This window comes from Neobacillus terrae (genome assembly GCF_011393025.1).
GTDB lineage: Bacteria > Bacillota > Bacilli > Bacillales > Cytobacillaceae > Neobacillus_A > Neobacillus_A terrae.
Genome location: NZ_JAAOEO010000022.1, coordinates 47,987 through 74,852, shown reverse-complemented (window position 1 = coordinate 74,852; position 26,866 = coordinate 47,987). Strand labels below are relative to the sequence as shown.

31 protein-coding genes and 3 tRNA genes are annotated in these 26,866 nt (G+C 39.7%); 30 read left to right on the top strand and 4 right to left on the bottom strand.

Going from position 1 to position 26,866, the window contains the following annotated elements:
• Positions 1–154: 154 nt before the first annotated feature.
• From G8761_RS22085 to rocF, 4 genes are all read left to right on the top strand, one after another.
• A tRNA-Lys gene (locus G8761_RS22085) sits at positions 155–227 on the top strand.
• A 52-nt stretch (positions 228–279) separates the two neighbouring features.
• Positions 280–354: transfer RNA gene (locus G8761_RS22080), tRNA-Gly, on the top strand.
• A 3-nt stretch (positions 355–357) separates the two neighbouring features.
• Positions 358–433, top strand: a tRNA-Ala gene (locus G8761_RS22075).
• Between the two features lie 235 nt (positions 434–668).
• Positions 669–1,565: an arginase gene (rocF, locus tag G8761_RS22070; protein ID WP_166030112.1), complete on the top strand. Its 897-nt coding sequence runs from the start codon at positions 669–671 to the stop codon at positions 1,563–1,565.
• A 403-nt stretch (positions 1,566–1,968) separates the two neighbouring features.
• Here rocF and G8761_RS22065 read toward each other — a convergent pair whose 3' ends face one another.
• A complete protein-coding gene (locus G8761_RS22065) occupies positions 1,969–2,139 on the bottom strand; it encodes an aspartyl-phosphate phosphatase Spo0E family protein (protein WP_166030111.1) in 171 nt (56 codons plus the stop codon).
• Between the two features lie 243 nt (positions 2,140–2,382).
• Here G8761_RS22065 and sigW point away from each other — a divergent pair, with 243 nt between their 5' ends.
• From sigW to gvpU, 20 genes are all read left to right on the top strand, one after another.
• On the top strand, positions 2,383–2,946 hold the full coding sequence (sigW, locus tag G8761_RS22060; RefSeq protein ID WP_166030110.1) for an RNA polymerase sigma factor SigW: 564 nt from the start codon (positions 2,383–2,385) through the stop codon (positions 2,944–2,946).
• A gap of 15 nt (positions 2,947–2,961) precedes the next feature.
• Complete coding sequence (locus G8761_RS22055) at positions 2,962–3,591, top strand: anti-sigma factor family protein (protein ID WP_166030109.1); 630 nt, start codon at positions 2,962–2,964, stop codon at positions 3,589–3,591.
• A gap of 666 nt (positions 3,592–4,257) precedes the next feature.
• Positions 4,258–5,082, top strand: coding sequence for a diadenylate cyclase CdaA (gene cdaA / locus G8761_RS22050; protein WP_166030108.1), 825 nt, complete (start codon positions 4,258–4,260; stop codon positions 5,080–5,082).
• Positions 5,075–6,304 (top strand): CdaR family protein, encoded by a 1,230-nt coding sequence (locus tag G8761_RS22045; protein WP_166030107.1) that lies wholly within the window; start codon positions 5,075–5,077, stop codon positions 6,302–6,304. The genes cdaA and G8761_RS22045 overlap by 8 nt, the downstream gene beginning before the upstream one ends.
• A gap of 30 nt (positions 6,305–6,334) precedes the next feature.
• Positions 6,335–7,684: a phosphoglucosamine mutase gene (glmM, locus tag G8761_RS22040; protein WP_166030106.1), complete on the top strand. Its 1,350-nt coding sequence runs from the start codon at positions 6,335–6,337 to the stop codon at positions 7,682–7,684.
• A 513-nt stretch (positions 7,685–8,197) separates the two neighbouring features.
• A complete protein-coding gene (glmS, locus tag G8761_RS22035; protein WP_166030105.1) occupies positions 8,198–10,000 on the top strand; it encodes a glutamine--fructose-6-phosphate transaminase (isomerizing) in 1,803 nt (600 codons plus the stop codon).
• Positions 10,001–10,408: 408 nt separating this feature from the next.
• Positions 10,409–10,669: a gas vesicle structural protein GvpA gene (gvpA, locus tag G8761_RS22030; protein ID WP_166030104.1), complete on the top strand. Its 261-nt coding sequence runs from the start codon at positions 10,409–10,411 to the stop codon at positions 10,667–10,669.
• A 45-nt stretch (positions 10,670–10,714) separates the two neighbouring features.
• Positions 10,715–11,161 (top strand): GvpT/GvpP family gas vesicle accessory protein, encoded by a 447-nt coding sequence (gene gvpT, locus G8761_RS22025; RefSeq protein ID WP_166030103.1) that lies wholly within the window; start codon positions 10,715–10,717, stop codon positions 11,159–11,161.
• A gap of 30 nt (positions 11,162–11,191) precedes the next feature.
• Positions 11,192–11,641 (top strand): gas vesicle protein GvpQ, encoded by a 450-nt coding sequence (gene gvpQ, locus G8761_RS22020; protein ID WP_166030102.1) that lies wholly within the window; start codon positions 11,192–11,194, stop codon positions 11,639–11,641.
• Positions 11,642–11,668: 27 nt separating this feature from the next.
• Positions 11,669–11,929, top strand: a complete 261-nt coding sequence (gvpA, locus tag G8761_RS22015) for a gas vesicle structural protein GvpA (RefSeq protein WP_166030101.1) — start codon at positions 11,669–11,671, stop codon at positions 11,927–11,929.
• A gap of 63 nt (positions 11,930–11,992) precedes the next feature.
• Complete coding sequence (gene gvpO, locus G8761_RS22010; protein WP_166030100.1) at positions 11,993–12,259, top strand: gas vesicle protein GvpO; 267 nt, start codon at positions 11,993–11,995, stop codon at positions 12,257–12,259.
• 21 nt (positions 12,260–12,280) lie between these two features.
• On the top strand, positions 12,281–13,201 hold the full coding sequence (gene gvpN, locus G8761_RS22005) for a gas vesicle protein GvpN (protein WP_166030099.1): 921 nt from the start codon (positions 12,281–12,283) through the stop codon (positions 13,199–13,201).
• 15 nt (positions 13,202–13,216) lie between these two features.
• The gene (locus G8761_RS22000) at positions 13,217–13,984 is read left to right on the top strand and encodes a GvpL/GvpF family gas vesicle protein (RefSeq protein WP_166030098.1); all 768 of its coding nucleotides are present in this window, start codon (positions 13,217–13,219) and stop codon (positions 13,982–13,984) included.
• On the top strand, positions 13,984–14,238 hold the full coding sequence (locus G8761_RS21995; protein ID WP_166030097.1) for a gas vesicle protein GvpG: 255 nt from the start codon (positions 13,984–13,986) through the stop codon (positions 14,236–14,238). The genes G8761_RS22000 and G8761_RS21995 overlap by 1 nt, the downstream gene beginning before the upstream one ends.
• Before the next feature lie 13 nt (positions 14,239–14,251).
• Positions 14,252–15,058, top strand: coding sequence for a GvpL/GvpF family gas vesicle protein (locus G8761_RS21990; protein WP_166030096.1), 807 nt, complete (start codon positions 14,252–14,254; stop codon positions 15,056–15,058).
• A 14-nt stretch (positions 15,059–15,072) separates the two neighbouring features.
• The gene (locus G8761_RS21985) at positions 15,073–15,348 is read left to right on the top strand and encodes a gas vesicle protein (RefSeq protein WP_166030095.1); all 276 of its coding nucleotides are present in this window, start codon (positions 15,073–15,075) and stop codon (positions 15,346–15,348) included.
• Complete coding sequence (locus G8761_RS21980) at positions 15,314–15,598, top strand: gas vesicle protein K (RefSeq protein ID WP_166030094.1); 285 nt, start codon at positions 15,314–15,316, stop codon at positions 15,596–15,598. Before G8761_RS21985 ends, G8761_RS21980 begins: the two co-directional genes overlap by 35 nt.
• A 24-nt stretch (positions 15,599–15,622) precedes the next feature.
• Positions 15,623–15,955 carry a gas vesicle protein gene (locus tag G8761_RS21975; protein WP_166030093.1) on the top strand — a complete coding sequence of 111 codons (333 nt, stop codon included), beginning with the start codon at positions 15,623–15,625 and terminating at the stop codon, positions 15,953–15,955.
• Positions 15,956–15,970: 15 nt separating this feature from the next.
• Positions 15,971–17,242: a YtxH domain-containing protein gene (gvpT, locus tag G8761_RS21970; protein ID WP_166030092.1), complete on the top strand. Its 1,272-nt coding sequence runs from the start codon at positions 15,971–15,973 to the stop codon at positions 17,240–17,242.
• Positions 17,243–17,245: 3 nt separating this feature from the next.
• A complete protein-coding gene (gene gvpU, locus G8761_RS21965) occupies positions 17,246–17,647 on the top strand; it encodes a gas vesicle accessory protein GvpU (RefSeq protein WP_166030091.1) in 402 nt (133 codons plus the stop codon).
• A gap of 392 nt (positions 17,648–18,039) precedes the next feature.
• On the opposite strand, the gene G8761_RS28285 is transcribed toward gvpU, so the two are convergent.
• Positions 18,040–18,153 carry an acyl carrier protein gene (locus G8761_RS28285; protein ID WP_476638937.1) on the bottom strand — a complete coding sequence of 38 codons (114 nt, stop codon included), beginning with the start codon at positions 18,151–18,153 and terminating at the stop codon, positions 18,040–18,042.
• Positions 18,154–18,342: 189 nt separating this feature from the next.
• Positions 18,343–19,077: a polysaccharide deacetylase family protein gene (locus tag G8761_RS21960; protein WP_338001016.1), complete on the bottom strand. Its 735-nt coding sequence runs from the start codon at positions 19,075–19,077 to the stop codon at positions 18,343–18,345.
• A gap of 497 nt (positions 19,078–19,574) precedes the next feature.
• Between G8761_RS21960 and G8761_RS21955 the strand changes: the two genes are divergently transcribed.
• Positions 19,575–19,769, top strand: coding sequence for a hypothetical protein (locus tag G8761_RS21955; RefSeq protein WP_166030090.1), 195 nt, complete (start codon positions 19,575–19,577; stop codon positions 19,767–19,769).
• Positions 19,769–19,963, top strand: coding sequence for a YwbE family protein (locus tag G8761_RS21950; protein ID WP_166030089.1), 195 nt, complete (start codon positions 19,769–19,771; stop codon positions 19,961–19,963). Before G8761_RS21955 ends, G8761_RS21950 begins: the two co-directional genes overlap by 1 nt.
• Before the next feature lie 21 nt (positions 19,964–19,984).
• On the opposite strand, the gene G8761_RS21945 is transcribed toward G8761_RS21950, so the two are convergent.
• Complete coding sequence (locus tag G8761_RS21945) at positions 19,985–20,758, bottom strand: AraC family transcriptional regulator (protein ID WP_166030088.1); 774 nt, start codon at positions 20,756–20,758, stop codon at positions 19,985–19,987.
• A gap of 105 nt (positions 20,759–20,863) precedes the next feature.
• Between G8761_RS21945 and G8761_RS21940 the strand changes: the two genes are divergently transcribed.
• From G8761_RS21940 to G8761_RS21925, 4 genes are all read left to right on the top strand, one after another.
• Positions 20,864–22,138 carry an extracellular solute-binding protein gene (locus tag G8761_RS21940; protein WP_166030087.1) on the top strand — a complete coding sequence of 425 codons (1,275 nt, stop codon included), beginning with the start codon at positions 20,864–20,866 and terminating at the stop codon, positions 22,136–22,138.
• Positions 22,139–22,483: 345 nt separating this feature from the next.
• Positions 22,484–23,698, top strand: coding sequence for a carbohydrate ABC transporter permease (locus tag G8761_RS21935; RefSeq protein WP_166030086.1), 1,215 nt, complete (start codon positions 22,484–22,486; stop codon positions 23,696–23,698).
• 13 nt (positions 23,699–23,711) lie between these two features.
• Entirely contained in the window at positions 23,712–24,545 is an 834-nt protein-coding gene (locus G8761_RS21930) for a carbohydrate ABC transporter permease (protein ID WP_166030085.1), read from the top strand.
• A gap of 19 nt (positions 24,546–24,564) precedes the next feature.
• On the top strand, positions 24,565–26,829 hold the full coding sequence (locus tag G8761_RS21925) for a glycoside hydrolase family 65 protein (RefSeq protein WP_166030084.1): 2,265 nt from the start codon (positions 24,565–24,567) through the stop codon (positions 26,827–26,829).
• Positions 26,830–26,866 lie beyond the last annotated feature (37 nt).

Sequence of the window (26,866 nt, the reverse complement as noted above, 5' to 3'; positions counted from 1 at the left end):
GGGCTATAGCCAAGCGGTAAGGCAACGGACTTTGACTCCGTCATTCGTAGGTTCGAATCCTGCTAGCCCAGCCATTTTATTTTAATGTTTGCGACTGGACAGTGGTAAACGAAACATTTGACGTACCAAGGATTAGGGATGCGTCTTACATTACGAGCCATTAGCTCAGTTGGTAGAGCATCTGACTTTTAATCAGAGGGTCGAAGGTTCGAATCCTTCATGGCTCACATTTATGTTAACCTTTGAAAATATTCAGGGGTTTTTATTCATTTATACACTGCGGAAGTAGTTCAGTGGTAGAACACCACCTTGCCAAGGTGGGGGTCGCGGGTTCGAATCCCGTCTTCCGCTCCATATGGGGGCTTAGCTCAGCTGGGAGAGCGCCTGCTTTGCACGCAGGAGGTCAGCGGTTCGATCCCGCTAGTCTCCACCATCACACTACATATAAATTTTCGCCTTAAGTCCGTATTGGATTTAAGGCTTTTTTAATTTTTTTTAGGACATTACTTCATATCGTTTATTTTGCCATAACAATGGAAATAAAGATAAAGGATTTCTTGCAATTGCTAATTGGATAACCGTATATATATACAAAAAAGTGTCGAGTTGAGTCAATACAATGTAAGCGGTTAAAATAGTGGTAGAACTGAGATTAGGAGGATTTAAATATGAAAAAGCTTTCAATCATAGGAATGCCGATGGACTTGGGCCAGCTTCGGCGGGGTGTGGATATGGGTCCAAGTGCAATTCGTTACGCTGGAATAAATGAAAAACTAGAAGGATTTTTTGAAGAAATACATGATTTGGGAGATATAGCAATAGGAAGACCAAAGGTTGCTATTGACCCAGATTCAAAACTGCGAAATCTTGAACTGATTGTAGAAAAGAGTGAAAGACTCGCAGATAAGGTAGATGAAGTTATTAAAGAAGGTTCTTTTCCTTTAGTACTTGGGGGAGATCATAGTATTGCTATTGGTACACTTACAGGTGTTTCAAAACATTACATCAATTTGGGAGTTATCTGGTATGACGCTCATGGAGATCTAAATACTGCTGAAACTAGTCCTTCTGGTAATATTCATGGAATGCCGCTGGCTGCAAGTCTTGGACTGGGACACCGTTCCTTAACCGAATTAGGAGGATACAGTCCAAAAGTGAAACCTGAGAATGTCGTAATTATAGGCGCTCGCTCTCTGGATGAAGGAGAAAGAAAACTTATTAAGGAAAAAGGTATTAGAGTTTATACCATGCATGAAATTGACAGACTTGGAATGACTCGGGTAATGGAAGAAACGATTGCTTACCTAAAAGAGAGAACAGATGGAGTACACCTTTCACTTGACCTTGATGGTTTGGATCCGGATGATGCACCTGGAGTAGGAACCCCGGTCATAGGAGGTATTAGCTACCGTGAAAGTCACCTGGCGATGGAAATGTTGGCAGAATCACAAATCATAACTTCTGCTGAGTTTGTAGAAGTAAATCCAATTCTTGATGAAAAGAACAGAACGGCGATTGTGGCTGTGGAACTAATGGCCTCCCTATTTGGAGAAAAACTATTATAAAGAACAAAAGGCGTAAGGGCCTGTTCAGATGATGAAAGGCTAACTACGCCACGTCCTGTGGCAACGCCTTTCTGACCCACGTCCTGTGGGCCTCCAACAGGCATAAGTCGAATCACGTAGTCATCCTCGAAAAAGCTAAAGCTTTTCCTTCGTGCGATGCGGATGCTTTCGAAGCTTTCCTTGTCCTGATTTTTGAAGTGATTTGGCTTATGGCCCCGAGCTGTTCGAATCATCACCTATCGGTCATGATCCTCACAAGATATTCAAAGAAGCATATTCCCGAGGAAAACTGGCTGGGCGCTGGAGCTAGAGTACAATATCCTAGTTCGGAGTTATCCACAAGGTAAAAATCTATATTTCCATAACGATGAAAAAGCAGCTGCTTGATTGCAGCTGCTTTATTTTATGTATTTTTTCTTGAAGTTAATAAATAATATTTATTTATAAGAAAATCAAGGCGAGTACTGGCGGCAACCACCTGATGGTCGGATAAAGATGTACGGGAAGCCAGCTGCACCATTTCCGTTCTGCACTTTTCAATGTCGTTCATTAAGTTTGTCACTTGAGTGTTCATAGATACCAATCCCTTGTCCCTTTTACTATCATCTATCCCCAAAATTACCCGCTAATAAACTTGTTTTTTTACAAGTTTAGGTAAATATTTGTTAATATAATAGGTATGATATTTTCCCAATGAGCCATAAGGTATGAAATAATATAAACAGTGACTTTTTACAGTCATTTTTTTAAAAAAGTGAAACCTTTTCCGCTATCGATTCGTATATCGAATAGCCGCATTTGAAGCGGAGGTAAAGAAATGGAAACAATCGTCAAAAAAAGGATCAAACAGGTCAAAAAAGGCGATCAAAATGCGTTTGGTGAGATAGTGGAATTATATAAAGACAGGGTATACCATGTCTGTTTTCGTATGCTCGGTAATAAGCAGGAAGCTGAAGATGCAGCACAGGAAGCTTTCATTCGGGCGTATATGAATATAAGCAGCTTTAATGAGGATTTAAAGTTTTCTACTTGGATCTTCCGCATTGCTACGAATCTTTGTATTGACCGCATACGGAAGAAAAAGCCGGATTATTATTTGGATGCAGAAGTATCAGGAACGGACGGGCTCACGATGTATTCGCAAATTGCGTCAGATGCTCCTCTTCCGGAAAAAGAGCTTGAATCACAGGAACTGCAGGAAACAATTCAGCAAGAGATTTTGAAACTCCCCGAAAAATACAGGTCGGCTATCGTATTAAAATATATTGAGGAGCTCTCCTTAAACGAAATAAGCGAAATTCTCGACTTACCTCTGGGAACAGTGAAGACCAGGATTCATAGAGGCCGGGAAGCATTAAGGAAGCAGCTGCGCCATGTTTGATAAGAGGTGAATAAATTGAAATGCCCCGAACAGATAGTTGAATGGATGCATGACTACTTGGATGGAGATATCGACAGGGAAGATCAGCAGAAGTTAAATGAGCATCTGCAAAGCTGTAAAGAGTGTGAGGCAATATTTTATCAGCTGAAAAAAACCATTACACTCGTACAAGGCATATCACAAATAAAAGCACCCCCGAACTTCACTGAAAATGTCCTGGCTCGTCTTCCAAAGGAAAAGAAGAAAGTAAGTGCGAAGCGCTGGCTCCAGCATCACCCGGTATTAGCCGCAGCCTCAGTCTTTTTCATTTTAATGATAGGGAGCCTGCTGTCGACATGGAATCAGGATCATGAGTTTTCCGTTTCAAAGCAGAATAATTTAGTGGTGAAAAATAATACTGTCATTGTGCCTAAGGGAAAAGTCGTGAAAGGCGATGTCATCGTCCGCAATGGCAAATTAAAAATAGAAGGGGAAGTACAAGGGGATGTTACGGTTATTAATGGAGAGAAATACCTTGCTTCCGCCGGGCACGTTACAGGAGAAATAGAAGAAGTAAATGAAGTCTTTGACTGGCTCTGGTTTTATATGAAAAAGACAGCCAAGGATGTTGTAAATATTTTTGAATCGAATAAAACTGAGAAATAGCCTGTCCTATAGGAGGCTATTTGCTTCGGCGGAAAATAATATTACATTTTATGTACACGGCATTTTGACTGCGAAATGCCGTGTGTTTTTGTTATTGATAGCAAGCTTTCTATACACTTTAATAATTACTAACAAATATATTCATAAGTAATTTAAATAGCGTTGCCTTGTTCCAGGCGTTTCATCATTTCCTTTTCTATGTGTCCAGCTACAGGCACCCAGCGACTAGCGTGCATCCCAATTCTCCCTACGATAAGTCAACATCAAACCGCTTCGCACTTCGTGTTGTCCAGCTTCAGTGTCTAGGGGCTCGAGGTCATAAGCCAATCCGTCTGAAGGTTAAAGAACAACATTCTCGCCGGCTCGTCTTATGCTTGTCGCCCTGTACAAGGCGTTTCACATTTCTCTCTCTTTGTCCAGCTCCAGGCGCCCAGCGACTAGTGGCCATCCCACTTCTCCCTATGATAAGTCAACATCGAACCGCTTCGCACTTCGTGTTTCCTTTATCTCAGTCGTAGCGGGCCCCTGTCTTTACGTCGCTAAGCGGGCGCCTTTCGCATTTCTATGTATATATAATTGGTACAGGCAGAAAGTATGTTATAATGGTTAAGTTAAAATTTACATAGTTGCATTTATGCTTTCTATAAATAGTACGGAGGAATAACAATGCCGTTTGCAGATTTCACGCCATTGAAATATTTAGCCAGTATTGTTGATATTCTCCTTGTCTGGTATGTCATCTATAAACTGATCATGGTTATAAGAGGGACAAAGGCTGTTCAGCTTTTAAAAGGGATTTTTGTTATCCTCCTTGTGCGAGTGGTCAGTGAGTTTTTAGGATTAAAAACATTAAGCTGGATGATGGAACAAGCCATAACTTGGGGATTTCTTGCAATCATCATTATCTTTCAGCCTGAACTTAGAAGGGCCCTTGAACAGCTGGGACGAGGAAAGTTTTTCTCGAGAAGCAGTGCCCCTGAAGAAGAGGAACAGGAGAAAACTGTCACAGCGATTCTAAAAGCAACCGATTATATGGCAAAGCGCCGGATCGGTGCATTAATATCCATTGAAAGAGAAACGGGCATGAGTGATTATATCGAAACAGGGATTCAGCTGAATTCGAGAATCTCTTCAGAATTATTGATCAATATTTTCATTCCTAATACGCCTTTGCATGATGGGGCAGTTATTGTTCAAAAAACTACTGTCGCAGCGGCAGCCTGTTACCTTCCTTTATCGGAAAGTCCGTTTATTTCGAAGGAGCTGGGAACCAGACACCGTGCAGCATTAGGTATTAGTGAGGTTACTGATAGTCTCACAGTCGTTGTTTCTGAGGAAACTGGTGGAATTTCACTGACGAAAAATGGGGAGCTTCATCGCGACCTCAGCCAAGAACAGTTTAAAGAAATTCTTTCAAATGAATTGCTTGTAAACAGAGTGAAACAAGCTTCTTCAGCCCGATGGAACTGGAGGGGGAAGAAAAATGGATAAACTGATGGATAATCCCTGGTTTATAAAAATTCTAGCCTTGCTGCTTGCATTTTTGCTGTATTCTTCAGTGCCGCAGCCTACGAACAAGTTAACAGAGGGTAATACAAAAAGCGATCAAAATACTGAAACCATTTCAGATGTACCAGTAAAAGCCTATTACGATACAAATAACTTGGTTGTTTCTGGCTTGCCAGACACCGTTCAAGTGACAGTCAGCGGACCTTTCAGCTCGGTACAGTCAGCAAAAACTCTTAAAAACTTTGAAGTGTTTGTTGATTTATCTGATGCCAAGCCTGGTTCCCAGACAGTTAAGCTGCAAATAAAAGATTTGTCTTCAAATTTGAAGGCGACCTTGGAGCCTGCTTTTGCCAATGTTTCAGTACAGTCTAAGGTAACAAAAGAGTTTAAGGTTGATGCTGAACTTGGTAAAAGCATGATTGAAGATGGCTATGCAGCCGGTGACCCGGTGGTAGAACCGAATAAAGTAAAAATTACTGGCGCAAAAGATGTAATTGATAGAATAAGTTATGTGAAAGCTACTCCTGAAATCAGAGATCCTCTTACTAAGGATACGACAAGGGAGGCCAGAGTCCGGGTTCTTGACAGGGAGTTAAATAAGCTTGAGGTCGTGGTAGAGCCAGAAACGGTTAACGTGACAATTCCAGTAAAGAGCGTTAACAAAACCGTGCCTATTGATATTGTTAAAAAAGGAACACTCCCGTCTGGAGTTACTATAGATTCTATTGACCTGGACACAAAAGAAGCAGCTATTAGCGCGAATGAAGATATACTGAATACAGTGAAAAGTGTAAGGGTTGAAATAGACCAAGGTCAGATTACGGATGATACAACTCTAACTCTGCCTGTAATCATACCGAATGGAGTCCTAAGGGTGACTCCTGAATTAGTCAAAGCCAAAATAAAAGTGAAAAAGGAAACATCCAAAAGTATCAGCGGACTTCTCATTAATGAACAGGGACTTCCTAGCCAATATAAAGCAACCTTTAAGGACCCTGAAGCAGGCAAAGTCGATCTGCTGGTAAGTGGGTCAAGCGATACGATTAACAATCTAAAGCCAGACGATTTTAAACTTTTTATTGATTTGTCCAACCTTAATGAAGGGGACCACGATGTTAAAATTCAGGTGGTTGGGCCTTCAAACATTAACTGGAAATTGGACAAGGCTACGGCCAAGGTCAATATTTCGCAAGCTGGCGTTTAATTACAGAAGGATATAAGGAGCGATTTATAAATGGGTAAATATTTCGGAACCGATGGCGTAAGGGGAGTCGCAAATAGTGAACTAACTCCCGAACTGGCATTTAGACTAGGGCGCTTCGGCGGATATGTATTAACGAAAGACAAAGAAAAACCGAAAGTGATTATAGGGCGTGACACAAGGATTTCAGGTCATATGCTGGAAGGTGCACTGGTTGCAGGATTGCTTTCCACAGGAGCAGAGGTAGTGAGGCTTGGTGTTATCTCTACACCGGGGGTAGCATATTTAACAAAGGCGCTTGGGGCTCAAGCAGGCGTTATGATTTCTGCTTCCCATAATCCAGTTGCTGATAACGGAATCAAGTTTTTTGGTCCAGATGGATTTAAATTGTCTGATGAACAGGAATCAGAGATTGAAGAACTTCTTGATATGGGTGAAGATCAGCTTCCACGCCCAACTGGAGCAGCCCTTGGCCAAGTTGTTGATTATTTTGAAGGCGGCCAAAAGTATCTGCAGTTCCTTAAACAAACTGTGGATGAAGATTTCTCAGGTATCCATATTGCCCTGGACTGCGCAAATGGAGCTACTTCCTCCCTGGCTACGTATCTGTTTGCTGATCTGGATGCAGATTTGTCTACAATGGGTGCATCGCCAAATGGCCTGAATATAAATGACGGAGTTGGCTCAACACATCCTGAAGCTCTTGCGGCATTTTTGAAGGAAAAGGGAGCAGATGTAGGACTTGCGTTTGATGGAGACGGCGACCGTATGATAGCGATTGATGAGAAGGGCCAAATTGTTGATGGCGACCAAATCATGTACATATGCGCTAAATACATGAAGGAAGAGGGCCGTCTTAAGCATGGTACTGTAGTTTCTACAGTTATGAGTAACCTTGGCTTCTATAAAGGCCTTGAGAGTCATGGAATTAAAAGTATACCAACAGCTGTTGGTGACCGTTATGTTGTCGAAGAAATGAAGAAGAATGGATATAATCTCGGCGGAGAACAATCAGGCCATATTATTTTCCTTGACTATAACACTACAGGCGATGGTCTTCTTACAGGCTTACAATTGGTTAACATTATGAAGGTTACCCAAAAGCCGCTATCAGAGCTTGCGGGAGAAATGAAGAAATTCCCTCAAAGGCTTGTTAACATTCGTGTAACTGATAAACACCATGTAACAGATAATGAAAAGGTAAAAGAAATGATCCAGCAGGTTGAATCTGAAATGGGCGGTAATGGACGTATTTTAGTCCGGCCATCTGGAACAGAACCTTTAGTCCGTGTTATGGCTGAGGCGCCAACTGAGGAACAATGCAGCGATTACGTAAACCGCATTGCTGATGTTGTGAGAGCGGAAATGGGACTTGGTGAGTAATAATTGTTTGGCTAACTGATAGATGGGTATGCATAAAAGGAACGTTAAACACCCTTTATGCATACCTTTTATTATAGCTGAATAAATAATTGCTGAATAAATTGACGGATTGCTTATTTTAGTGTACGATTATCGTGTTTTGCTGCAGTGAATACTAGATTTATATTTCAAACAAGTGCAACTACGGCTCTGCCGTCGCCAGAGGGCTTGGCAATCGCCGAGTTTTCTTTATTTTAAATAGAAAGGTGGATTGAAGTTAGATAGGTTTTAAAAAGCGCCAGGACTAATCCGGAGATGGGTGATTAGTTGACGAGGTGGAGGTTTATCGAATGTTCGGCGGATGCCTCCCGGCTGAAAAGCGCACAGCCGAAAATTCCTCTTTAAAACATCAGGGCAACCAGATGGACAAAGAGAGGATATTGCGCTCAAACTATAAATAGTGAATCGGAGATAAGGGGGCAAGGTGTGCCTCCAGAGGTTTTCTTGCCCCCTGATTAGGGAGGTAATATTTTTATGTGCGGTATCGTTGGATATATTGGAACAAATGATTCAAAGGAAATTTTATTAAAAGGCCTTGAAAAGCTTGAATATAGAGGATACGATTCTGCGGGAATCGCGGTAGTAAATGAAAATGGCGTGCATGTTTTTAAGGAAAAAGGAAGAATTGCTGACTTGAGGGAAAGTGTTGTGGCAGGCGTTAATGCAAACGCAGGCATCGGGCATACACGCTGGGCGACTCATGGTCCTCCAAGCAAGCGTAATGCTCACCCTCATCAAAGTGCTTCGACCCGTTATACGATCGTTCATAATGGAGTTATCGAAAACTTTGATTCCTTAAAACGTGAATTTATGGGTAATGTGGACCTTCAAAGTGATACAGATACAGAAGTGATCGTTCAGATGATTAATCTCTTTGCAAATGAAGGGTTAAGCACTCTGGAAGCTTTCCGCAAGACTCTTGGACTTCTAAAAGGCTCTTATGCCTTGGCTTTGCTTGATAATGAAGATAATGAAACTATTTATGTGGCAAAAAATAAAAGTCCGCTGCTGGTTGGACTTGGTGACACATTCAATGTTGTAGCAAGTGATGCAATGGCAATGCTTCAGGTAACAGATCAATTTGTTGAACTGATGGATAAGGAAATTGTTCTTGTTAAAAAGGACGAAGTGACAATCCAAAACCTGAAAGGTGAAATAATCAGCCGTGCACCTTTTAAAGCAGAACTTGATGCTAGCGATATTGAAAAAGGCACATATCCTCACTATATGTTAAAAGAAATTGATGAGCAGCCGCTTGTTATCCGTAAGATTGTCCAAAAGTATCAGGATGAAACCGGCAAGCTCACCATTGATGGGGATATTGTAAATGCCATCAACCAGGCGGGCAGGATTTATATTATTGCTGCAGGTACTTCTTATCATGCAGGGCTTGTTGGTAAACAGCTCATTGAAAAGGTGGCAAAAGTACCGGTTGAAGTTCATATTTCAAGTGAATTTGGCTACAATATGCCGCTTCTATCCGAGAAGCCGTTGTTCATCTTTATTTCTCAGAGCGGGGAAACAGCAGACAGCCGTGCCGTTCTTGTAGAAATTAAAGAAATGGGCTATCAGGCTTTAACCATCACAAACGTACAAGGTTCAACTCTTTCCCGAGAAGCTGATTATACTTTACTGCTTCATGCTGGTCCTGAAATCGCTGTAGCTTCTACAAAAGCTTATACTGCACAGATTGCTGTTTTGGCTATCCTTGCAGAAGTAACTGCGAAGAGCCGCGGAATCAATCTTGACTTCGACCTGGTAAAAGAACTTGGCCTTGTAGCAACTGCCATTGAAACACTTTGTGATTCAAAGGAAATCATTGAACAAATTTCCCGTGAGTTTTTATCCGTTACCCGTAACTGCTTCTTTATTGGGCGTGCAGTAGACTATTATGTAGGCCTTGAAGGTGCATTAAAGTTAAAGGAAATTTCCTATATCCAGGCTGAAGGATTTGCTGGCGGCGAGTTAAAACATGGTACTATTGCCTTGATTGAAGAAGGTACACCAGTTATTGCCCTCGCTACTCAAGAATCCGTAAACCTAAGCATCCGTGGCAATGTAAAAGAAGTTGTTGCACGCGGAGCAAACCCATGCATCATCTCTATGAAAGGCCTAGAGTCTGATGAGGACAGCTTTGTCATTCCTGAAGTGCATGGTTTACTAACACCACTTATCTCTGTTATACCATTGCAGCTGCTTGCTTATTATGCAGCTCTGCACCGTGACTGTGACGTCGACAAGCCAAGAAATTTAGCTAAGTCTGTAACAGTTGAATAATTAGCTAAACCCCCTAGGGAAATCCCTAGGGGGTTTTTTTGCTTTCTTAAAAATATGCGAGTGTATTAAGTAGTAATAGTGGACTAGTACATTTTACCTCCATTTCAAAAAAGAGGAATTAGAGTTAATAAATTAAGTTGGGCATTTAATTTGGGATTTTTAATTAAAAATGAAAGAATTTTATTTTTGAGGAGAAAAAAACCATACTTTTTACCTATAAATAGAAGTTAAAAACATAAATGTTTCATGGTTTTCAAGAAAAAGGCACTAGTGGATAGATTTTATATAAGTAAATCTTATGACCTTTAGTTTAATCACCTCTCTTGAAGGTATAGGTTAATAAGCCTGGTAAAAAAGTAGTCCAATTCAACTCTGAAAAAATTTTTAAGTTGAGAGGAGAGAAAAAACATGAGTGTTCAAAAAAGTACCGATAGTTCAAGCCTTGCTGAAGTAATTGACAGAATACTGGACAAAGGAATTGTGATTGATGCATTTGTCAGGGTGTCACTAGTAGGTATCGAAATTCTCACAGTCGAAGCGCGGGTCGTAATTGCCAGTGTTGATACATGGCTCAGATACGCAGAAGCTGTTGGGCTCCTCCGGGATGAAGTGCAAGAAGAAGGGTTAACGAATAGGCATATAAACAAAGAGCCGAATTTTAGTTTTTGATTGATATAAAATAGACAACAAAATTTAAAGGGAGAGATTGATAAAATGACAACTCAAGAGATTAACAGACCAAAGTCAGAATCAAAAAAAGAACCTACACAAGAAAAGGATAGCAAGTTTTCTATGAACCAGGCTGTTATTGGAGGGGTGGTAGGGGCAGGAATTGGCCTCCTATCCAGCCATGAAACAAGCAAGAATCTCTTAAAAAACTTTAGTAAAACAGAGTTCATAAAGCATGCAGGCAATGAATTGAAAAAGACAGCCCAGGAGCTTCTAATTGAACAAGCTCAATATAGTCTAAGACATTTGGCTTCGAACTATAAAACCCCAGAGGAAGAAAATTCACTAACCTCTGAAAAAGAAAATAATAGCGATGTGAAAGCAGATGACTCATCCGATCAATATGAAGAGATCAAGGAAGAGAACAAAAACTTAAATGACCGTCTCGACAGGATCGAAAAAATGCTCTCTGCTATGGCAGAATCCAAGTAATTCCATTCCTTTTAAAAGGGGGGGGACGGGTTGGGCAAACGTGTAAAAAAAGTGGTTCGTAAGGCTGCTAAGAAATTGATAGACCACACCCCTGAACCAATAAAAGAAAAAGCTAAAGAAATAGTAGTAGAAAAAGAAAAAGAGAAAATTACAGGTCATATTCAGGAAAAAGCAAATGAGTTTACTGAAAAACTAGAAAAAGGCCGAGATGAATTTGCTGATAAACTGCAGGATAAAGCAGGTGAGGCAAAAGAAAAAACTCAGGATGCCTTACTCTCTGCCCGTGAAAAGCTTGGGAAAGCAGTTGAGGCAGGAGAGAACCTTCAAAAAAACATTTCTTCTAAATTTAAAGACGACAATGAGCAAAAAGTGAAAGGCGTTAAAAATATCAAAACATCCAAGGATATTAAAGGCGCTACTAAGATCAAAAGCGCAGAGAAAATTAAATCCTCAAATCACATTAAGACAATGGGTTCTTAATTGGAATAGTGAAAGGAGAATGTAAAAATGGCTGTTCAAAAGAGTACAGATAGTTCCAGTTTAGCTGAGGTTATTGACCGAATTTTAGATAAAGGGATTGTCATTGACGCATTTGTAAGAGTCTCAGTAGTTGGAATTGAAATTTTAACTGTTGAAGCTAGGGTAGTTATTGCGAGTGTTGATACATGGCTTCGTTATGCTGAAGCCGTTGGGCTGCTTCGGGATGAGGTTGAAGAAAACGGCCTTCCTTCTCCATCAAATGAAAGACAGGGCCGCTTTAGTATTTAGTAAAATTAGGCACAGCCAGGGGTACAAAAGCCCTGGCCTGCCATGTAAACGCAGGAGGACACAATGGAAATAAAAAAGATCATTGGGAATGTTACTGATTTCTTCAATGAATACGTGGCACCGGTCCATAAAATTACTTCCGTTGTGGAAAGTGAAAACGGTGGCTGGAAGCTTACTGTGGAGGTCATTGAAGAAAAGGAATACATGAAAAAATACGCAAAGGATGAAATGCTTGGCGTCTACGAGGTTCTTCTAAACGGAGAAAAGGAAGTTACAGCTTATAAAAGGCTGGATATTCGTTATAGAAGTTCAATTAAACAAGAAGTGTAGTGGGAGCAGGAGGGAAAAAGAGTGACGGTCTTAAACACAAAAATCAACAGAAATACAAGAGCATTGGTACAAGACGCCAAGACAGAAGACTTACTTTCCCGCTCATTGCAGTACTTGAAAGCTGGCTATCCAATTCATTTTACTGGGCCGTCTGGGACCGGGAAAACCTCCCTGGCACTAGCTCTGGCCAAAAAGAGGAATAGACCTGTCATGCTCATTCATGGCAACCATGAATTAAACAATAAAGATTTGATTGGTGATTTTACCGGCTATACGAGTAAAAAAGTAATAGATAACTATGTTCGTTCTGTTTATAAAAGGGACGAAAGCGTGACGGAGACATGGAGAGATGGACGGTTACTAGAGGCAGTTAAGAATGGATACACCCTTGTTTATGATGAGTTTACCCGTTCTCAGCCGTCTGCTAATAATATCTTTTTATCCATTTTAGAAGAAGGAATCCTGCCTCTGTACGGAACAAAATTAACAGAGCCGTTTGTTCGTGTTCATCCCGAATTTGCAGTGATATTCACCAGCAATCCGGATGAATATGCAGGTGTCTATCAAACACAAGATGCATTGCTGGACAGGCTGATAACCATATTTATTGACCATAAAGACTTTGATCGTGAGGCTGCTATTGTTTCAGAGAAATTTGATATTGAAAACAGTAAAGCAAAAGCCATCACAAAGCTTATCGCTGAAATACGAAAAGCATGCAAAGAGGATAAAGGGCCGAGCCTGAGGGCTTCACTAATGATCGCTAGGATCGCTTCAGAAGGAAATATAACTGTAGACGGATCAGATCCTGGTTTTCAGCGTTTATGTGTCGATATATTAGGCCATCAGGTGAGCCGTTGTATCGAATCTAATGAACCGATGAAAACAGCGGAAGAAATAATTATAAAAGCATGTAAAAACTTAAAGGTTATAGAGAAGTAGGGGGAGGTATTACCAATGAGTCAAGAAGAGACGAAAGGAATATATATCTTTTGTGGAATCCAGACCGAACATGATGAGATATTTGGTGAAATAAAAATGGAAGGTGAAAATAGAGAGCTTTTTACCATTTGCTATAAAGACTCAGCCTTCGTTGCAGCTGAGGTTCCAATGAAAATCTATCATCCCAATAAGGATAATTTAATGATGCATCAAAACGCAGTTTCTCTCGTAATGAAGCAGAATCAAACTGTCATTCCAGTAAGCTTCGGGAATGTCTTCCATTCAAAAGAGGATGTTGGCGTTCTGCTGGAAAACTTATATCCCCAATTCCAAAAACTCTTTCCAGAAATAAAAGGGAAGATTGAGCTTGGATTGAAGGTGATTGGAAAAAAGGAGTGGCTCGAATCACAAGTTAACCAGGATTCGAAAATCGAGAAAATGGCAAAAGCGGTCCAGGGTAAATCTGAGGCAGCAAGCTACTATGAAAGAATTCAATTGGGAGGAGCTGCCCAAAAAATTATTACCTCCTTACAGGAAGATGTTAAACAGGAAGTTTTTAATCCTTTAAAGGAATTAGCTGAAGCTTCAAAAGTGAATGATCCCATAGGGGAGAAGATGCTCTTAAATGCCGCATTCTTAGTGGAGCGGGACAAAGAAGCGGAGTTTGATAAAGCGATAAATGAAATGCATGAAAAATGGAAAGATAAAGTTGAATTTAACTACAGCGGACCTTGGGCGGCATATAACTTTGTTAATATCCGCTTAAAAGTAGAGGATGCTTAATGCTGCATAAACTCGTTTCTGCACCTATTAATCTTGTAATAAAAATTGCAGAAAAGGTTAAAGAAGAAGCGGATAAAGAGCTGTATCACCTTCCAACCATTCAGAAGAAGCTTATTCAGCTTCAAATGATGTTTGAACTTGGGGAAATTCCCGAAACAGCATATAAAGCTAAGGAAGAAGAGCTAATTATTCGATATGAAGTAGCAAAACGGCTGGAAATGGAACAATGGGAAGAGATGACAAAGAGAAAATAGGGAGAGTTGTCAAATGTGCGGTCTAATTTATTTGTATGGATTAATTCCAACAAAGGAAGAAACTAACCAATCATTTCCCTCTTTAAAAGGCTTCGATGGTATAGGGGACCTATACACCATTCCAATAGGGAGTATAACGGCAATTGTGTGTAACCTCGATCCAGAGGAATACTCAGAAAATAGAATTAAAGAACTGATTAATAACGATATAGAATGGCTTCAGGAAAAAGCATTTCATCATCATGAAACGGTGATGAAGTTATCGAAAATTTTTACGCTTATACCATTAAAATTTTGTACTTTATATAAAAATCGAGAAAGCCTGGAAACAGCAGTTCAATCTAATGATTCTAAAATGATGAGTACATTTGCCTTAATAAAAGGAAATGAGGAATGGAATTTAAAAATTTACTGTGATGATCAGTTATTAAAGGACCAAGTGAGTCAAAGTAATCCAGTAATCGAAGCAAAGAGAGAAGAAATTAGTAAATTGCCTAAGGGTAAACAATTTTTTGAAAAGAAAAAGCTAGATAAATTGATTAACAGCGAACTTGAGGAAGAAAAAAACAAAGTAAGCGAAGGAATACATTTGGAACTAAAACATTTTGCCCTTAAGGGAAATGTTAAAAGAACCTGGAGCAGTGATGTCACAGGGAGAAAAGATAATATGACTTGGAATAGTGTATACCTTATTTCTAAGCCTGAAGTTGAACATTTTTTGAAACAAATCCAGCAATATGAAAAGGACATGAAGGAGATAGGATGGCAGTTTGAGGCAACAGGGCCGTGGCCAGCTTACCATTTTTCCAGCTTTTCATAAATGGGGATGAAGATATGTCATTAAGAGAATCAATGGAAAACAAGGATATAGCATTAATTGATATTTTGGATGTAATTCTGGATAAGGGCGTGGCTATAAAAGCTGATTTAGTGATTTCTATAGCAGGAGTGGACTTAGTTTATTTGGATTTAAGATTACTCATTGCTTCTGTAGAATCTCTTGTCCAGTCAAAGCAGGAAACTCGTAAAACAGTGTCTTCAGAACAATTTGATACACAGAGGGAGGAGCTGATTAATGCGACAGGCCAGCCAAACAAATGGAAAAATTAATCTTGACCCGGAAAATGCAGAGCATGGATTAGCACAGTTAGTATTAACAGTTATTGAACTGCTGAGGCAAATTGTTGAAAGGCATGCAATTAGACGGGTCGAAGGTGGGAATTTAAGTGACGAGCAAATTGAAAATTTGGGTGAGGCACTTATGAATCTGGAAGAAAAAATGGAAGAATTGAAAGAAATCTTCGGTCTGGATGCGGAAGATCTGAATATCGATCTTGGTCCCTTAGGTAGCCTGCTTTAATAACAATGCCAAGGAGGACTTCAAATGGCAATCGAACATAATATGCAATCCAGTACGATTGTGGATGTACTTGAGAAAATATTAGATAAAGGTGTAGTTATAGCGGGCGATATCACGGTGGGTATTGCCGATGTAGAACTACTTACAATTAAAATACGCCTTATTGTTGCTTCAGTTGATAAAGCAAAGGAAATAGGAATGGACTGGTGGGAAACAGACCCCTATTTAAACTCTAAAGCGGCAGACAACAATAGGAAGGCTCTTGAGGAAGAAAATAAAAGATTAAATGAGAGACTTGAATCTCTTGAACAACAAATTGGTACAAATCGATTAAGCACAACTGAATTTAACTACTAATAGGAGGTTTTTACAATGGCAGAAACTAAAAAGACTAATCTAACAGAGGAAAATAATAATCAGAAAAATACAAAGCAAAATGAAAACAGCCTTAATGCCAGTGCGATAAAGCGTTCTATTGCAGGTGGCGTAATTGGTGCAACAGTCGGATATCTTGCAACTCCTGAGAATGGTAAAAAACTTATTAAGAATATAGATGGCGGAAAAATAAAAAACAAAGGTATTGAATTGGGCAGTGCTGCAAAAGAGAAGTCCTTAAAAGCTATGGATACCATAAAGACCACAGCAGGCAAGCTGTTAAAAAATGACAGTGAAACATTAACGGAAAATTATTCTAATGACGAAATGGAAAATACCGAGGACGAAACCAGACTCGAAAATACTATCCAGGAAGAATCAGCCAATAAGGATTATGATTCCTTAGTAAAAGAAAATAAAGATTTAAAAGAGCGCTTGGCTCAATTGGAAGACAAGCTGACAAAGCTAACTCATAAACAAGACGGGCAGGATGAAAATATTGAAAAAGATCAAGAGGAAAATGGTTCGGAAGATTACCAGGGAGAAAGTCAACAAGAAGATATTAATAGGGATCAGCAAGGCAGCCAAATAGAAATTTCAGAAGAAGACGAGGAAGACGGTCAGGAGGAAGAGGCTACGGAGATAGACGAGGAGAAAGGCCAAGGAGAAGTGGCAAAAGAAGGCGCGGAAGAAAGCCAAGAGGAAGTATCTCCAGAAGAAGACGAGCAAGATAGCGGAGCAGAAGTAGTTTCAGAAGAAGAAAAGGAAGATGACAAGGAAGAAGTGGCAGAAGAAAGCCAAGAGCGAGTAACTCCAGAAGAAGACGAGGAAGAAGGTCAGGAGGAAGAGGCATCGGAGAAAGACGAGGAGGAAGGCCAAGGAGAAGTGGCAGAAGTAGGCGCTGAAGAAGGCGCTGAAGAAGGCGGAAAGGAGGTAACTCCAAAAGAAGACGAGCAAGATAGCGAAGCAGAAGTAGCTTCAGATGAAACCTCGGAAAATGGCGAACAGGGAGAGACTGCTCAGGAGAAGCCTCCAATGGAAGACAAGGAAGATAAAGAAGAGGAAGAGACTGAAGAACAAGACAAAAATAAAAATGAACTGGCTGGAACTGATGGTAAACAAAATGAAAAAACAAAAAAGCAAAATCAGACTAGTAATACAACAAATCCAAAGAAGTCGGATAAGGACGAAAACGAGAAAAGTTACACTGTACTATCAAGTGATGAGGAAACCTATCTTCATCTTGATGGATTAAGAAAGGAACAATAAAAAATGGGTATTGAGCAGGGTACGAAAGACACTATTTTAGAATTTTTTGTACAGGCGGCTAATAAGCATGACTTTTCCTTAGATATTACTTTAAATGTAAAAGGTGCAGTAATTACAGGAACGATGATATCTGCTAAGGAGTATTTTGGCATTTTGAGTGACCTATTTGGAGAAGGCGATGAAGTGGCGCAAAATTTAAGCGAGGAGCTTTCAAAAGCAGGAAATGCAGCAGCATCAAATGACTCGGAAGCATATTTTATCCATATGAAGAATACAAAGGTTTACTGCGGTGACAGTAAACCAACACCATCACAAGGGGAAATTCTCTGGAGAGGGAAGTTAAGAGAAATCGACGGTTTCTTTCTAGGGAGAATTGTCGACAGCCGTACGAAAAAAGAACAATAATTATTTTGGCAGCTGTCAGGGCCATCCTGACAGTTGTTTTGTTTTAATACTTATAAGTTCTATCATACCCGAAAGATGGAAGTTTAGCCTAACGGACCCTTAAGTCTTAACGAACGAATCATACATCATAACTGACTTTACGATAATGTTCTTCCGGCTCATTATTAATAATCATTAATATTTTTTTAAAAGTATGATGTTTAGTCAATTGTGAAAAAACGTTACCCACTCTTGGTGATTTGTCAATTAGGCCTCTGAGTCAGTGGGTGAATATCTTAATGTGCTCAAAGAGGCATTAATGAGGAAGGGGATTGTCGCAGTGATAAGTGCATTTCTGTCATATGATTTAGCGGAAACCTGCTCGATACGTTCTGTTTAAGTGTCTGGCTGCGTTAGGCGATCCGCCCTCCATATAAACAGTTCTGAATATAGATGACACCGTCTGTTTGAAGTGTCATTGCAGCTTTGTCACTGATTTCAATCGCAAATCCATCTTCAATTTCCATCGTCAGGTTCACCAGTCAAGCGAATCGGCTTTAAAGTCATTTTTGAATGATGCTTAAGCTGATATTCTCCCATTTTGACCCCCAGTTGGTCTGAAATAATAAACTGTAATTTTTCAATTGGGTATCCCCTAACTATTACAGCCCCATAATAACAACGTAAACTAAAGCACCCTTTCGTAGGGGTTGGTTTTATTGTGGGATGATGGATTTTGAGCGAAATAACATTTCTGAAACGGTTACACATTTATATCCGGTTTTATTATAGAATTCTAAGATTTTCTTTAAAGCTTTAACAGTTTGTTTCCGCTCGCCGCCAGAATCATGAAATATGATAATATCACCAGGTCTTGTGTTTGAAATGACCTGGTTAATAATTATGTTCGTACCCGGTGATTCCCAATCCCTGGTGTCCTGGTGCCATGACCACATAATAACGGTATAGCCGTTCTTTATAGAATTTTGTACGATGAAATCATTAATGCGCCCGGCGACGGGCCGGTAAAGGGAGGGGTTATAGCCGCCTGTTATACGTTTAATCGTATTAGCTTCTTTTTTTAATTCATATTTAAACTCCGCTTTATTGGAATGAAAATTGTAAACATGATGATACGTGTGAAGGGCAATTTCGTGCCCCTCTCGATATTCCCGTTTTATAATGGACGGATTTCTATCTGCCTCAGAGCCAATAACAAAAAAGGTCGCCTTTGCATTGTAACGTGCCAAGAGGTCTAAAATTTGAGGAGTGTATACAGGATTTGGTCCATCATCAAAGGTTAACGCCACCATTTTTTCATTTGTTTTAATATCCCATATAACATGTCCTGTTTTCTCATATTCTTGCCGGCTTTTCCTAGAGGCCTCAACAGAATCACAATTGGACAAGATATAAATAAATATAGAGATCAAATAAATGAAAGTTTTCACTGGACACCACTCCTATCAAGCTTATTTAGTCCTTATTGTTCTCCATTATGTCCATTTTAATTAGGAGAAATGAAAAGCAGGGTGCAACTTTAGAGAAATCTGTCAGGAAATTATATAGTCTGCATATAGCCTCCCTCTTTTCTCCCGTTAGTACCATTACTTCATTAGAGGGAAGAACTTATAATAGGACGAAACAGCAACTAATGATTGCGGTTCAAATTAATTTAATCAAACGTTTGATTAAAAATGGAAAAATCCTGATGTATCAGCAGTTTAAACGGGGGAAACAAAAGAAAGCGATGAATTCAAACTGATCATAAATGAAAAGTAACACTGCGTCTCTTTCTTTCATGTAATACTATCAGGAAATGTATAAAAGGAACTGCCCATTATATTTTTAATCAACCATTAGGGAGTTTCAAAAAAGTCTATTTTTCAAATTAACGAAAATAGATTATACTTGATTAACAACGATATGCCAAAAAGGAGGAGCCGAAATGACTGAGAATAAACAGCCGGAAGCGGCAAAAAAGAAAATCAGCCTGCAGGAAGCCATGAAGCAGCAGCTTCAAAACAAAAAGAACCAGGCTACAGCTGATAAAGGAATTGCGAATGCGGACCTTTCAACCAAAAAAATGAAAAGCCAGCAAACGAAAAAACCAAGCAATACACGCAGAAAAATGGGTGTCTAATGAACGGACAGAGTAGAAAAGACGTGTTACCTGGATTGACTGTCGATATTGTTTTAAAAGCAGACCAAAAAACAGGTAAGCTTACAAGGGGTATTGTAAAAGATATTCTCACCAAATCGCCATCTCATCCCCACGGTATTAAGGTCCGCCTTACTGATGGGCAGGTTGGACGGGTAAAAGAGATTCATTCCTAAAATTAACAAAAGAAAAAGCATTCAGCGATGGATGCTTTTTTCTTTTTCAAGAGGAATATGACTATTCCCGCCCTGTATATTGCGGAACTCCTTAGGTGTTACACCAATGTATTTCTTGAACAGTGATGTGTAATAGCTTTGGTTGCAATACTTGAACAAATGCGCAATATCGCTCAGGGATAATTTTGAATGGAGAAGAAAATACTTTGATTCTTCCATTCTTTTACGATTTATATATTCCGAAATGGTTACCCCAACGGACTCCTTAAATACCTTTGACAGATACCCGGGATGCACACCTGCAGATTCAGCTATCTTTTCTAATGATAAATCACCGATTATTTCTTGATTTATAAAAGTAATAGCTTTATTGACTACATAATTGTAGTATGGCCGTTTGGAACTTTTTAGCGAATCAATAAAGGAAGATACCATTTCATATTCAAGTGCTGTTATTTCTGCAAACGTTTTCATTTTTTCGATCCTTCGAATATAAACATCACTTAAACTAAAGGCGTCATCCGGAAAAACTCCCCCCTTAATAATGGAACGAGTAAAGAGAGTACACGAGCAAATAAGCGAATTCTTTAGAGATCTGATCGGATCATCTGCCAGCTTTGCCCTTTCAGTCGAATTGATTTGATCCAGTACTTTTTTCGCTTCTTCTTCATCGCACCGGCCAATGCAATCCATAAGCTGCTGTTCAAGTGAATAGGATGGATGGGCAAAGTAATTTTGTTTATTTTCCAGGCGGGCTTCAAAATAACCTTGAATAATCGATTGGTTTGGATTCATATTTACTTCACCTTATAATTTTATTAAAAACTATGGAATTTTAATATAATTGTAATTTACTTGTATTTACAATTCAAGTATATACCTTAAGGGGGTTATAAATTAATGAAAAAGAAGAATTGGATGTTAAAAATGTTAACGCTTTCCTTCGCAGCAAGCATTGCTTTAGCAGGATGCAGCAGTAACAGCAGCGGAGGCACCAAGGAAAAAGCAAAACCAGCCGGTGGCGATAAGTCAAGCGGCACACCAATCGTTTTAAAATTTGCAGCACAGAATGATAATACACCAGCAACACAGAAATTAATTGATGCCTACAATGCAAAGCAAGACAAGTACAAAGTTGAATGGACACAAATGACTAACGATTCAGCTCAAATGCATGATCAGCTATTAAACTCTCTATCCAGTGGTTCTAAAGAATATGATATTTTATCTTTGGACGTAGTTTGGGCAGGAGAATTTGCCGGTGCTGGATACCTTGAGCCAATCGACGTAAAAATGAACGAAGCAGGCTATAAGAAGACTGATTTCAATGCCGGTTCTATGGCTTCTGGTAATTATAAAGGAAAGCAATATACACTTCCTTTCTTCCCTGACTTAGGACTTCTGTACTTCCGTAAGGACATCGTAAGCCCAGAGGATGCTTCCAAGCTTGAAAGCGGCCAATATACTTATGATGATCTTTATGCAATGGCTCAAAAATATACTGGCAAAAACAACACCAAATACGGATTTGTTTACCAGTCAAAACAATATGAGGGTCTTACTGTAAACGTTACTGAGTTCTCTAAATCCTACCAGGATGTTAAAGGCGGACTTGAAACAATGTACAAATTTACAAAAGCTCCTTTCTCTCCGAAGGATATCCTGAACTTCATGGAAGGGGAAACTCATACCAACTTTGAACAAGGCAATGCAGTGTTCTCTCGTAACTGGCCTTATGCATTCGGACGTATCAAAGGACAGGAAGATGGGGTTAAAATCAAAACCGATCAAGTTGGCATTGCACCACTTCCAAATGGAGGTTCTGTAGGCGGATGGCTTCTAAGCTTGAATAAAAACTCTAAGAATGTTGATGGAGCATGGGATTTTGTTAAATTTGCCGCTGGCCAAGAAGGACAAAAAATCATGTCTACAGAAGGCGGATACCTGCCAGGATTTAATGCTCTGTTAGACAATGCCGAAGTAAAAGCTAAAAACGAAATGCTTTCTTATCCTGGTTTCCAAAAAGCGCTTACTACTACTATTGCACGTCCAGTATCTCCTGAATATTCAAAGGTATCGGATACAATACAAGTAAACGCACATAAATACTTAAGTTCTGGAACAGGACTTGATGAAGCTGTTAAAGCAGTTGAAACTGCAGGTAAAGGCGAGTAATTAATCAAGGCTCTTTTCTGAAAGATTGTTGCAAATTGAAGAAACTGTAGGCGAAAATAGGCGAGACTCCTGGGGGAAAAGCGAGCCAGGCGAGACCCCGCAGGTCGTTTACGACCGAGGAGGCTCGCGGCTTGCCCGCGGAAAGCGAGCCTATTTTTGCTTTAATAATCAACAAAGTTTACGAAGAGAGCCTTAATGAAAAAGCTAAGCACTTGTAGGCTGTAAGTTCGGTGCCAAGCTCTTACTTTGATAACAGAGAAGGCTCTAATCATCCATTAGAGCCTTTTTCTATGAAACATATTGTTCTGCATTGAAAGAAATTACAGCCATGAAAGGGTGAATGTAATGTGGAAAATGGGTTTTAAAGAATGGCTGTTCATCGTTCCAACTATTGTTTTAATTGGCATCTTTTCATTATGGCCGGTATTTCAATCCTTAACGTATACCTTCTTTGATTACCGCTTAAATGATCAGCAAAAAGCCGGTCTTTACTTCAACGAACGGTTTAATGTCAATTTATACAAAGAAACTCAGCTATATGTAACCATGTTCCTTGATGAAGATTTGCCAAACGTGAAGGACCCGGCAGATCAAAAGAAAGTAAAGTCAGTAAATGCAAGGCTCAAATCTGTTGGAAAACAATTCGCTAATGAAAAAGGTGTTATTAAGATCAGCCGTGACCAAAGGGCTGACCTAGTTAACCTTCACCATGATGCCAAAAACCTTGTTGAAGCGTTAAACGGAAAGTATACACTTATCCACAAGGATGACCTTCCTGCTCTGGTCGACGATATTCAAAACAGTATTATTCCTTCCAACTTCATTGGATTTAAAGGCTATAATAAGATTTTTCATGATGACAGGGTAGGAATCGCACTTCGGAATACTACTCTTTTTACAGTTGTATCAGTATTTATTGAACTTGTTCTTGGTATTGGATTAGCCCTTATTTTAAATAAAGCAATGTTTGGTCAAGGGATCGTCAGAACTACCTCGCTAATCCCCTGGGCTATACCGACGGCTGTCGCAGCACTTATGTGGAGTTATCTTTACAATGGAAGCAGTGGAATTGTTGCCCACTTTTTTGAAAATGTAGGGCTTGTTAAACAGTCTCAGGATCTATTATTGAGCGGTCCAGGCGCAATGGCTTCCAGTATTTTATCGGATGTGTGGAAAACAACTCCATATATGGCTTTGCTTCTGCTAGCCGGCCTTCAAAATATCCCGAGTTCACTGTATGAAGCAGGTTCCATTGATGGTGCAGGCAAAATCCAGTCTTTCTTCAAGATCACATTGCCATTGTTAAAACCGTCTATTCTGGTTGCGCTATTGTTCCGAACTCTTGATGCCTTCCGAGTATTTGATCTTATTTATGTACTTACCGGTGGCGGACCTGGAGGAGATACCGAAACATTATCCATTTATGCTTATAAGGTAATGTTCGGACAAACAAATTTTGGATATGGTTCTATTATTGTTATGATGATGTTCATATGCGTTGCAATTATTGCTATTTTGTTCGTAAAATTCCTGGGTGCCAATCTCATGGAGAAAAATTAAAGGAGGGAAAAATATGCAAACATCTAAACGGAAATTGTGGATTACCTTCGGAGTGTTCGTTGCGTTTTACTTATTTGCCATGGTATTTCCGTTTTTCTGGGTCTTCATTACCTCCTTTAAAACCTCTGGAGAAATCTTTGGAACCGGTGCCTTCCGGGTCATTCCAAAAGATCCGACCTTGAAAAACTATATAACAATCCTGTTTGAAAAAAACATCTTAAATTCTATTACAAACAGCTTTATTGTTGCAACCACAACTACCATATATGTTGTCATTGTTGCTACTTTTTCAGCTTACGCGATTTCACGTTTTCACTTTAAAGGGAAAAATATTCTGCTTGGCTTAATCCTTGCTGTTTCAATGTTTCCGCAAATGATTATGACCGGTCCTGTATACAATCTATTCTTAAAACTAGACTGGTTAAATTCATATGCAATTGTCTTGCCTTATTCTACGATTACTCTTCCGATGGCGGTATGGATATTGGTAACACATTTCAACCAGATTCCTTTAGCACTTGAGGAATCGGCAAAAATTGACGGAGCTACCACGTTCCAAACACTTTATAAGGTAATCTTTCCTTTAGCTGCACCGGGTGTGTTTACGGTTGCAATCATTACCTTCATTGCCGCTTGGAATGAATTCCTGCTTTCCATAACACTGAATACTAATTCCGAATACCATACGGTTCCGGTCGCTATCTCTTTCCTAAGGACACAATTTGAAATCCTATGGGGTGAGGTATCTGCGGCTACCGCGATTGTTACAATACCAACTCTCATAATCGTTCTCTTCTTCCAAAAACAAATTGTTTCAGGGTTAACAAGCGGCGGTGTGAAAGAATAATAAATAGAGGTGTAAAGCAATGTCTTGGAAAATCAGCTCAGAATCCTTACAGGAAAAACAACTTTTAAATGAAGAAAGTTTGTTTTTCACCGGAAATGGTTATCTCGGAGTGCGGGGGAATTTCGAAGAAGGTCTCCCGGACACATATTCATCTATCCGCGGAACCTATATAAATGCTTTTCATGATATCGTGCCGATCGAATATGGAGAAAAGCTATATGGTTTTCCGGAAACTCAACAAAAGTTATTAAATGTGATTGATGCACAAACGATTACTATTCTTTTGGGCGATGAAAAATTCTCCATGTTTGAGGGAGATGTCCTTTCTTATAACCGTTCCCTTTATTTGGATAAAGGGTATTCCGAAAGGAACGTACATTGGCGTTCGCCGAAAGGAAAGGAAATAAAAATTAAGTTTCTTCGACTCGTTCCCTTCACTCATAAGGAGCTTTTTATTCAGAAGTTAATTGTTGAACCAGTCAATTATAATGATGAAATAACCATTGTTTCCACGGTAAATGGAGATGTTTCTAATTTTACTGACAAAGATGATCCAAGAATCTCTTCCGGGCATGCAAAACGCCTCAGAGTTAATGAGGTACAGCAGAGGGATATTTCATTTGTAGAAGTAGAAACCCTTGAGTCTAAGCTAAAGGCTGCATGTGGAGCCACATATAAGGTAAGCCAGGATTACAAACGTGAGGATCATATAAAAAGCGGAATGATTCAAAGTTTTTTTTCAGGCAGGTTAACCGAAAAAGTAATTTTAGAGAAAAAGAGTGTATTTGTAGATACTCTCCGGCATGGAGATGATTTATCTGAGAAGGTTGAAGGCATCCATTCTCTTCTATCCGAAGCAGGTTTTGAGGAAGCACTTAGACAGCAGGAAGAGTATCTTCAGCAGTTCTGGAATGATACTGATATTGAAATCCAGGGTGACACCAGCCTTCAGGAAGGTATTCGTTTTAATTTATACCACCTTCTCCAATCAGCCGGGCGTGACCAGGTATCCAATATTGCTGCCAAAGGACTTTCAGGAGAAGGCTATGAAGGGCATTACTTCTGGGATACCGAAATTTATATGTTACCAGTATTTTTAATGTCAAATCCGGAAATAGCGAAAAAATTGCTTATTTATCGTTATTCCATCCTGGATGGTGCAAGAAACCATGCGAAAATAATGGGACATTCTAAAGGAGCACTCTATCCTTGGCGGACAATTTCCGGTACTGAATGTTCTTCTTATTTTCCTTCAGGCTCTGCCCAGTATCATATCAGTGCAGATATTGCCTATAGCTTTATTCAATACTTTATGGTCACAGGAGATATGGAATTTTTGAAGGAATACGGTGCAGAGGTCTTATTTGAGACAGCCAGGATATGGATTGAAGCCGGTCATTTCAAGGATGGCCAATTCCGGATTGACGCTGTTACAGGTCCAGATGAATACACCTGTATTGTGAATAACAATTACTATACAAACGCCATGGCCAAGCATAATTTAAGATGGGCCGTAAAAGCCTATAATCTTTTACAGACAATGGAGCCGGAACGGTTAGCAGAATTAAGCACTAGGCTTGTACTGGAGCTCCAGGAAACGGCAGTATGGGAACAAGCGGCAAAACAAATGTATCTTCCGTATGATGAGACACTAATGATTAACCCGCAGGATGATTCATTTTTGAACAAGGATGTTTGGGATCTTCCATCAACGCCAGAAGATAAATTTCCTTTATTGCTTCACTATCATCCATTAACCTTATACCGGTACCAGGTGTGCAAACAGGCAGATACGGTGTTAGCACATTTCCTGCTGGAGGAAGAACAAGCAACAGAAACAATGAAAAATTCCTATGATTATTATGAAAAAATAACTACTCATGACTCGTCCCTGTCTTCGTGTGTGTTTAGTATCATGGCCGCCAAGCATGGGTATGGGGAAAAAGCATATGACTATTTCATTGAAACTGCCCGTCTTGATTTGGACAACACACATGGCAATACAAAGGATGGCCTTCATATGGCAAACATGGGCGGAACCTGGATGGCTATTATCTTTGGATTTGCAGGTCTGCGGATTAAAGAAGAAGGGCTTTCTCTGGAGCCAATTCTTCCTGCTCAATGGGAAGGCTATTCCTTCCCGCTTCATTATAGAGGAAGGAAGCTTCGTGTGACCAAATCAAAAACACAGGCCAAAATTGAACTTCTCACAGGTGAACCATTTAATATCAAGGTATCCGGAGAATCCTATCATCTTACACAGAATGATGCTATAGTGAAATAAATAAAAGGTGGTGAACTTTAAAAGTTCACCACTTTTT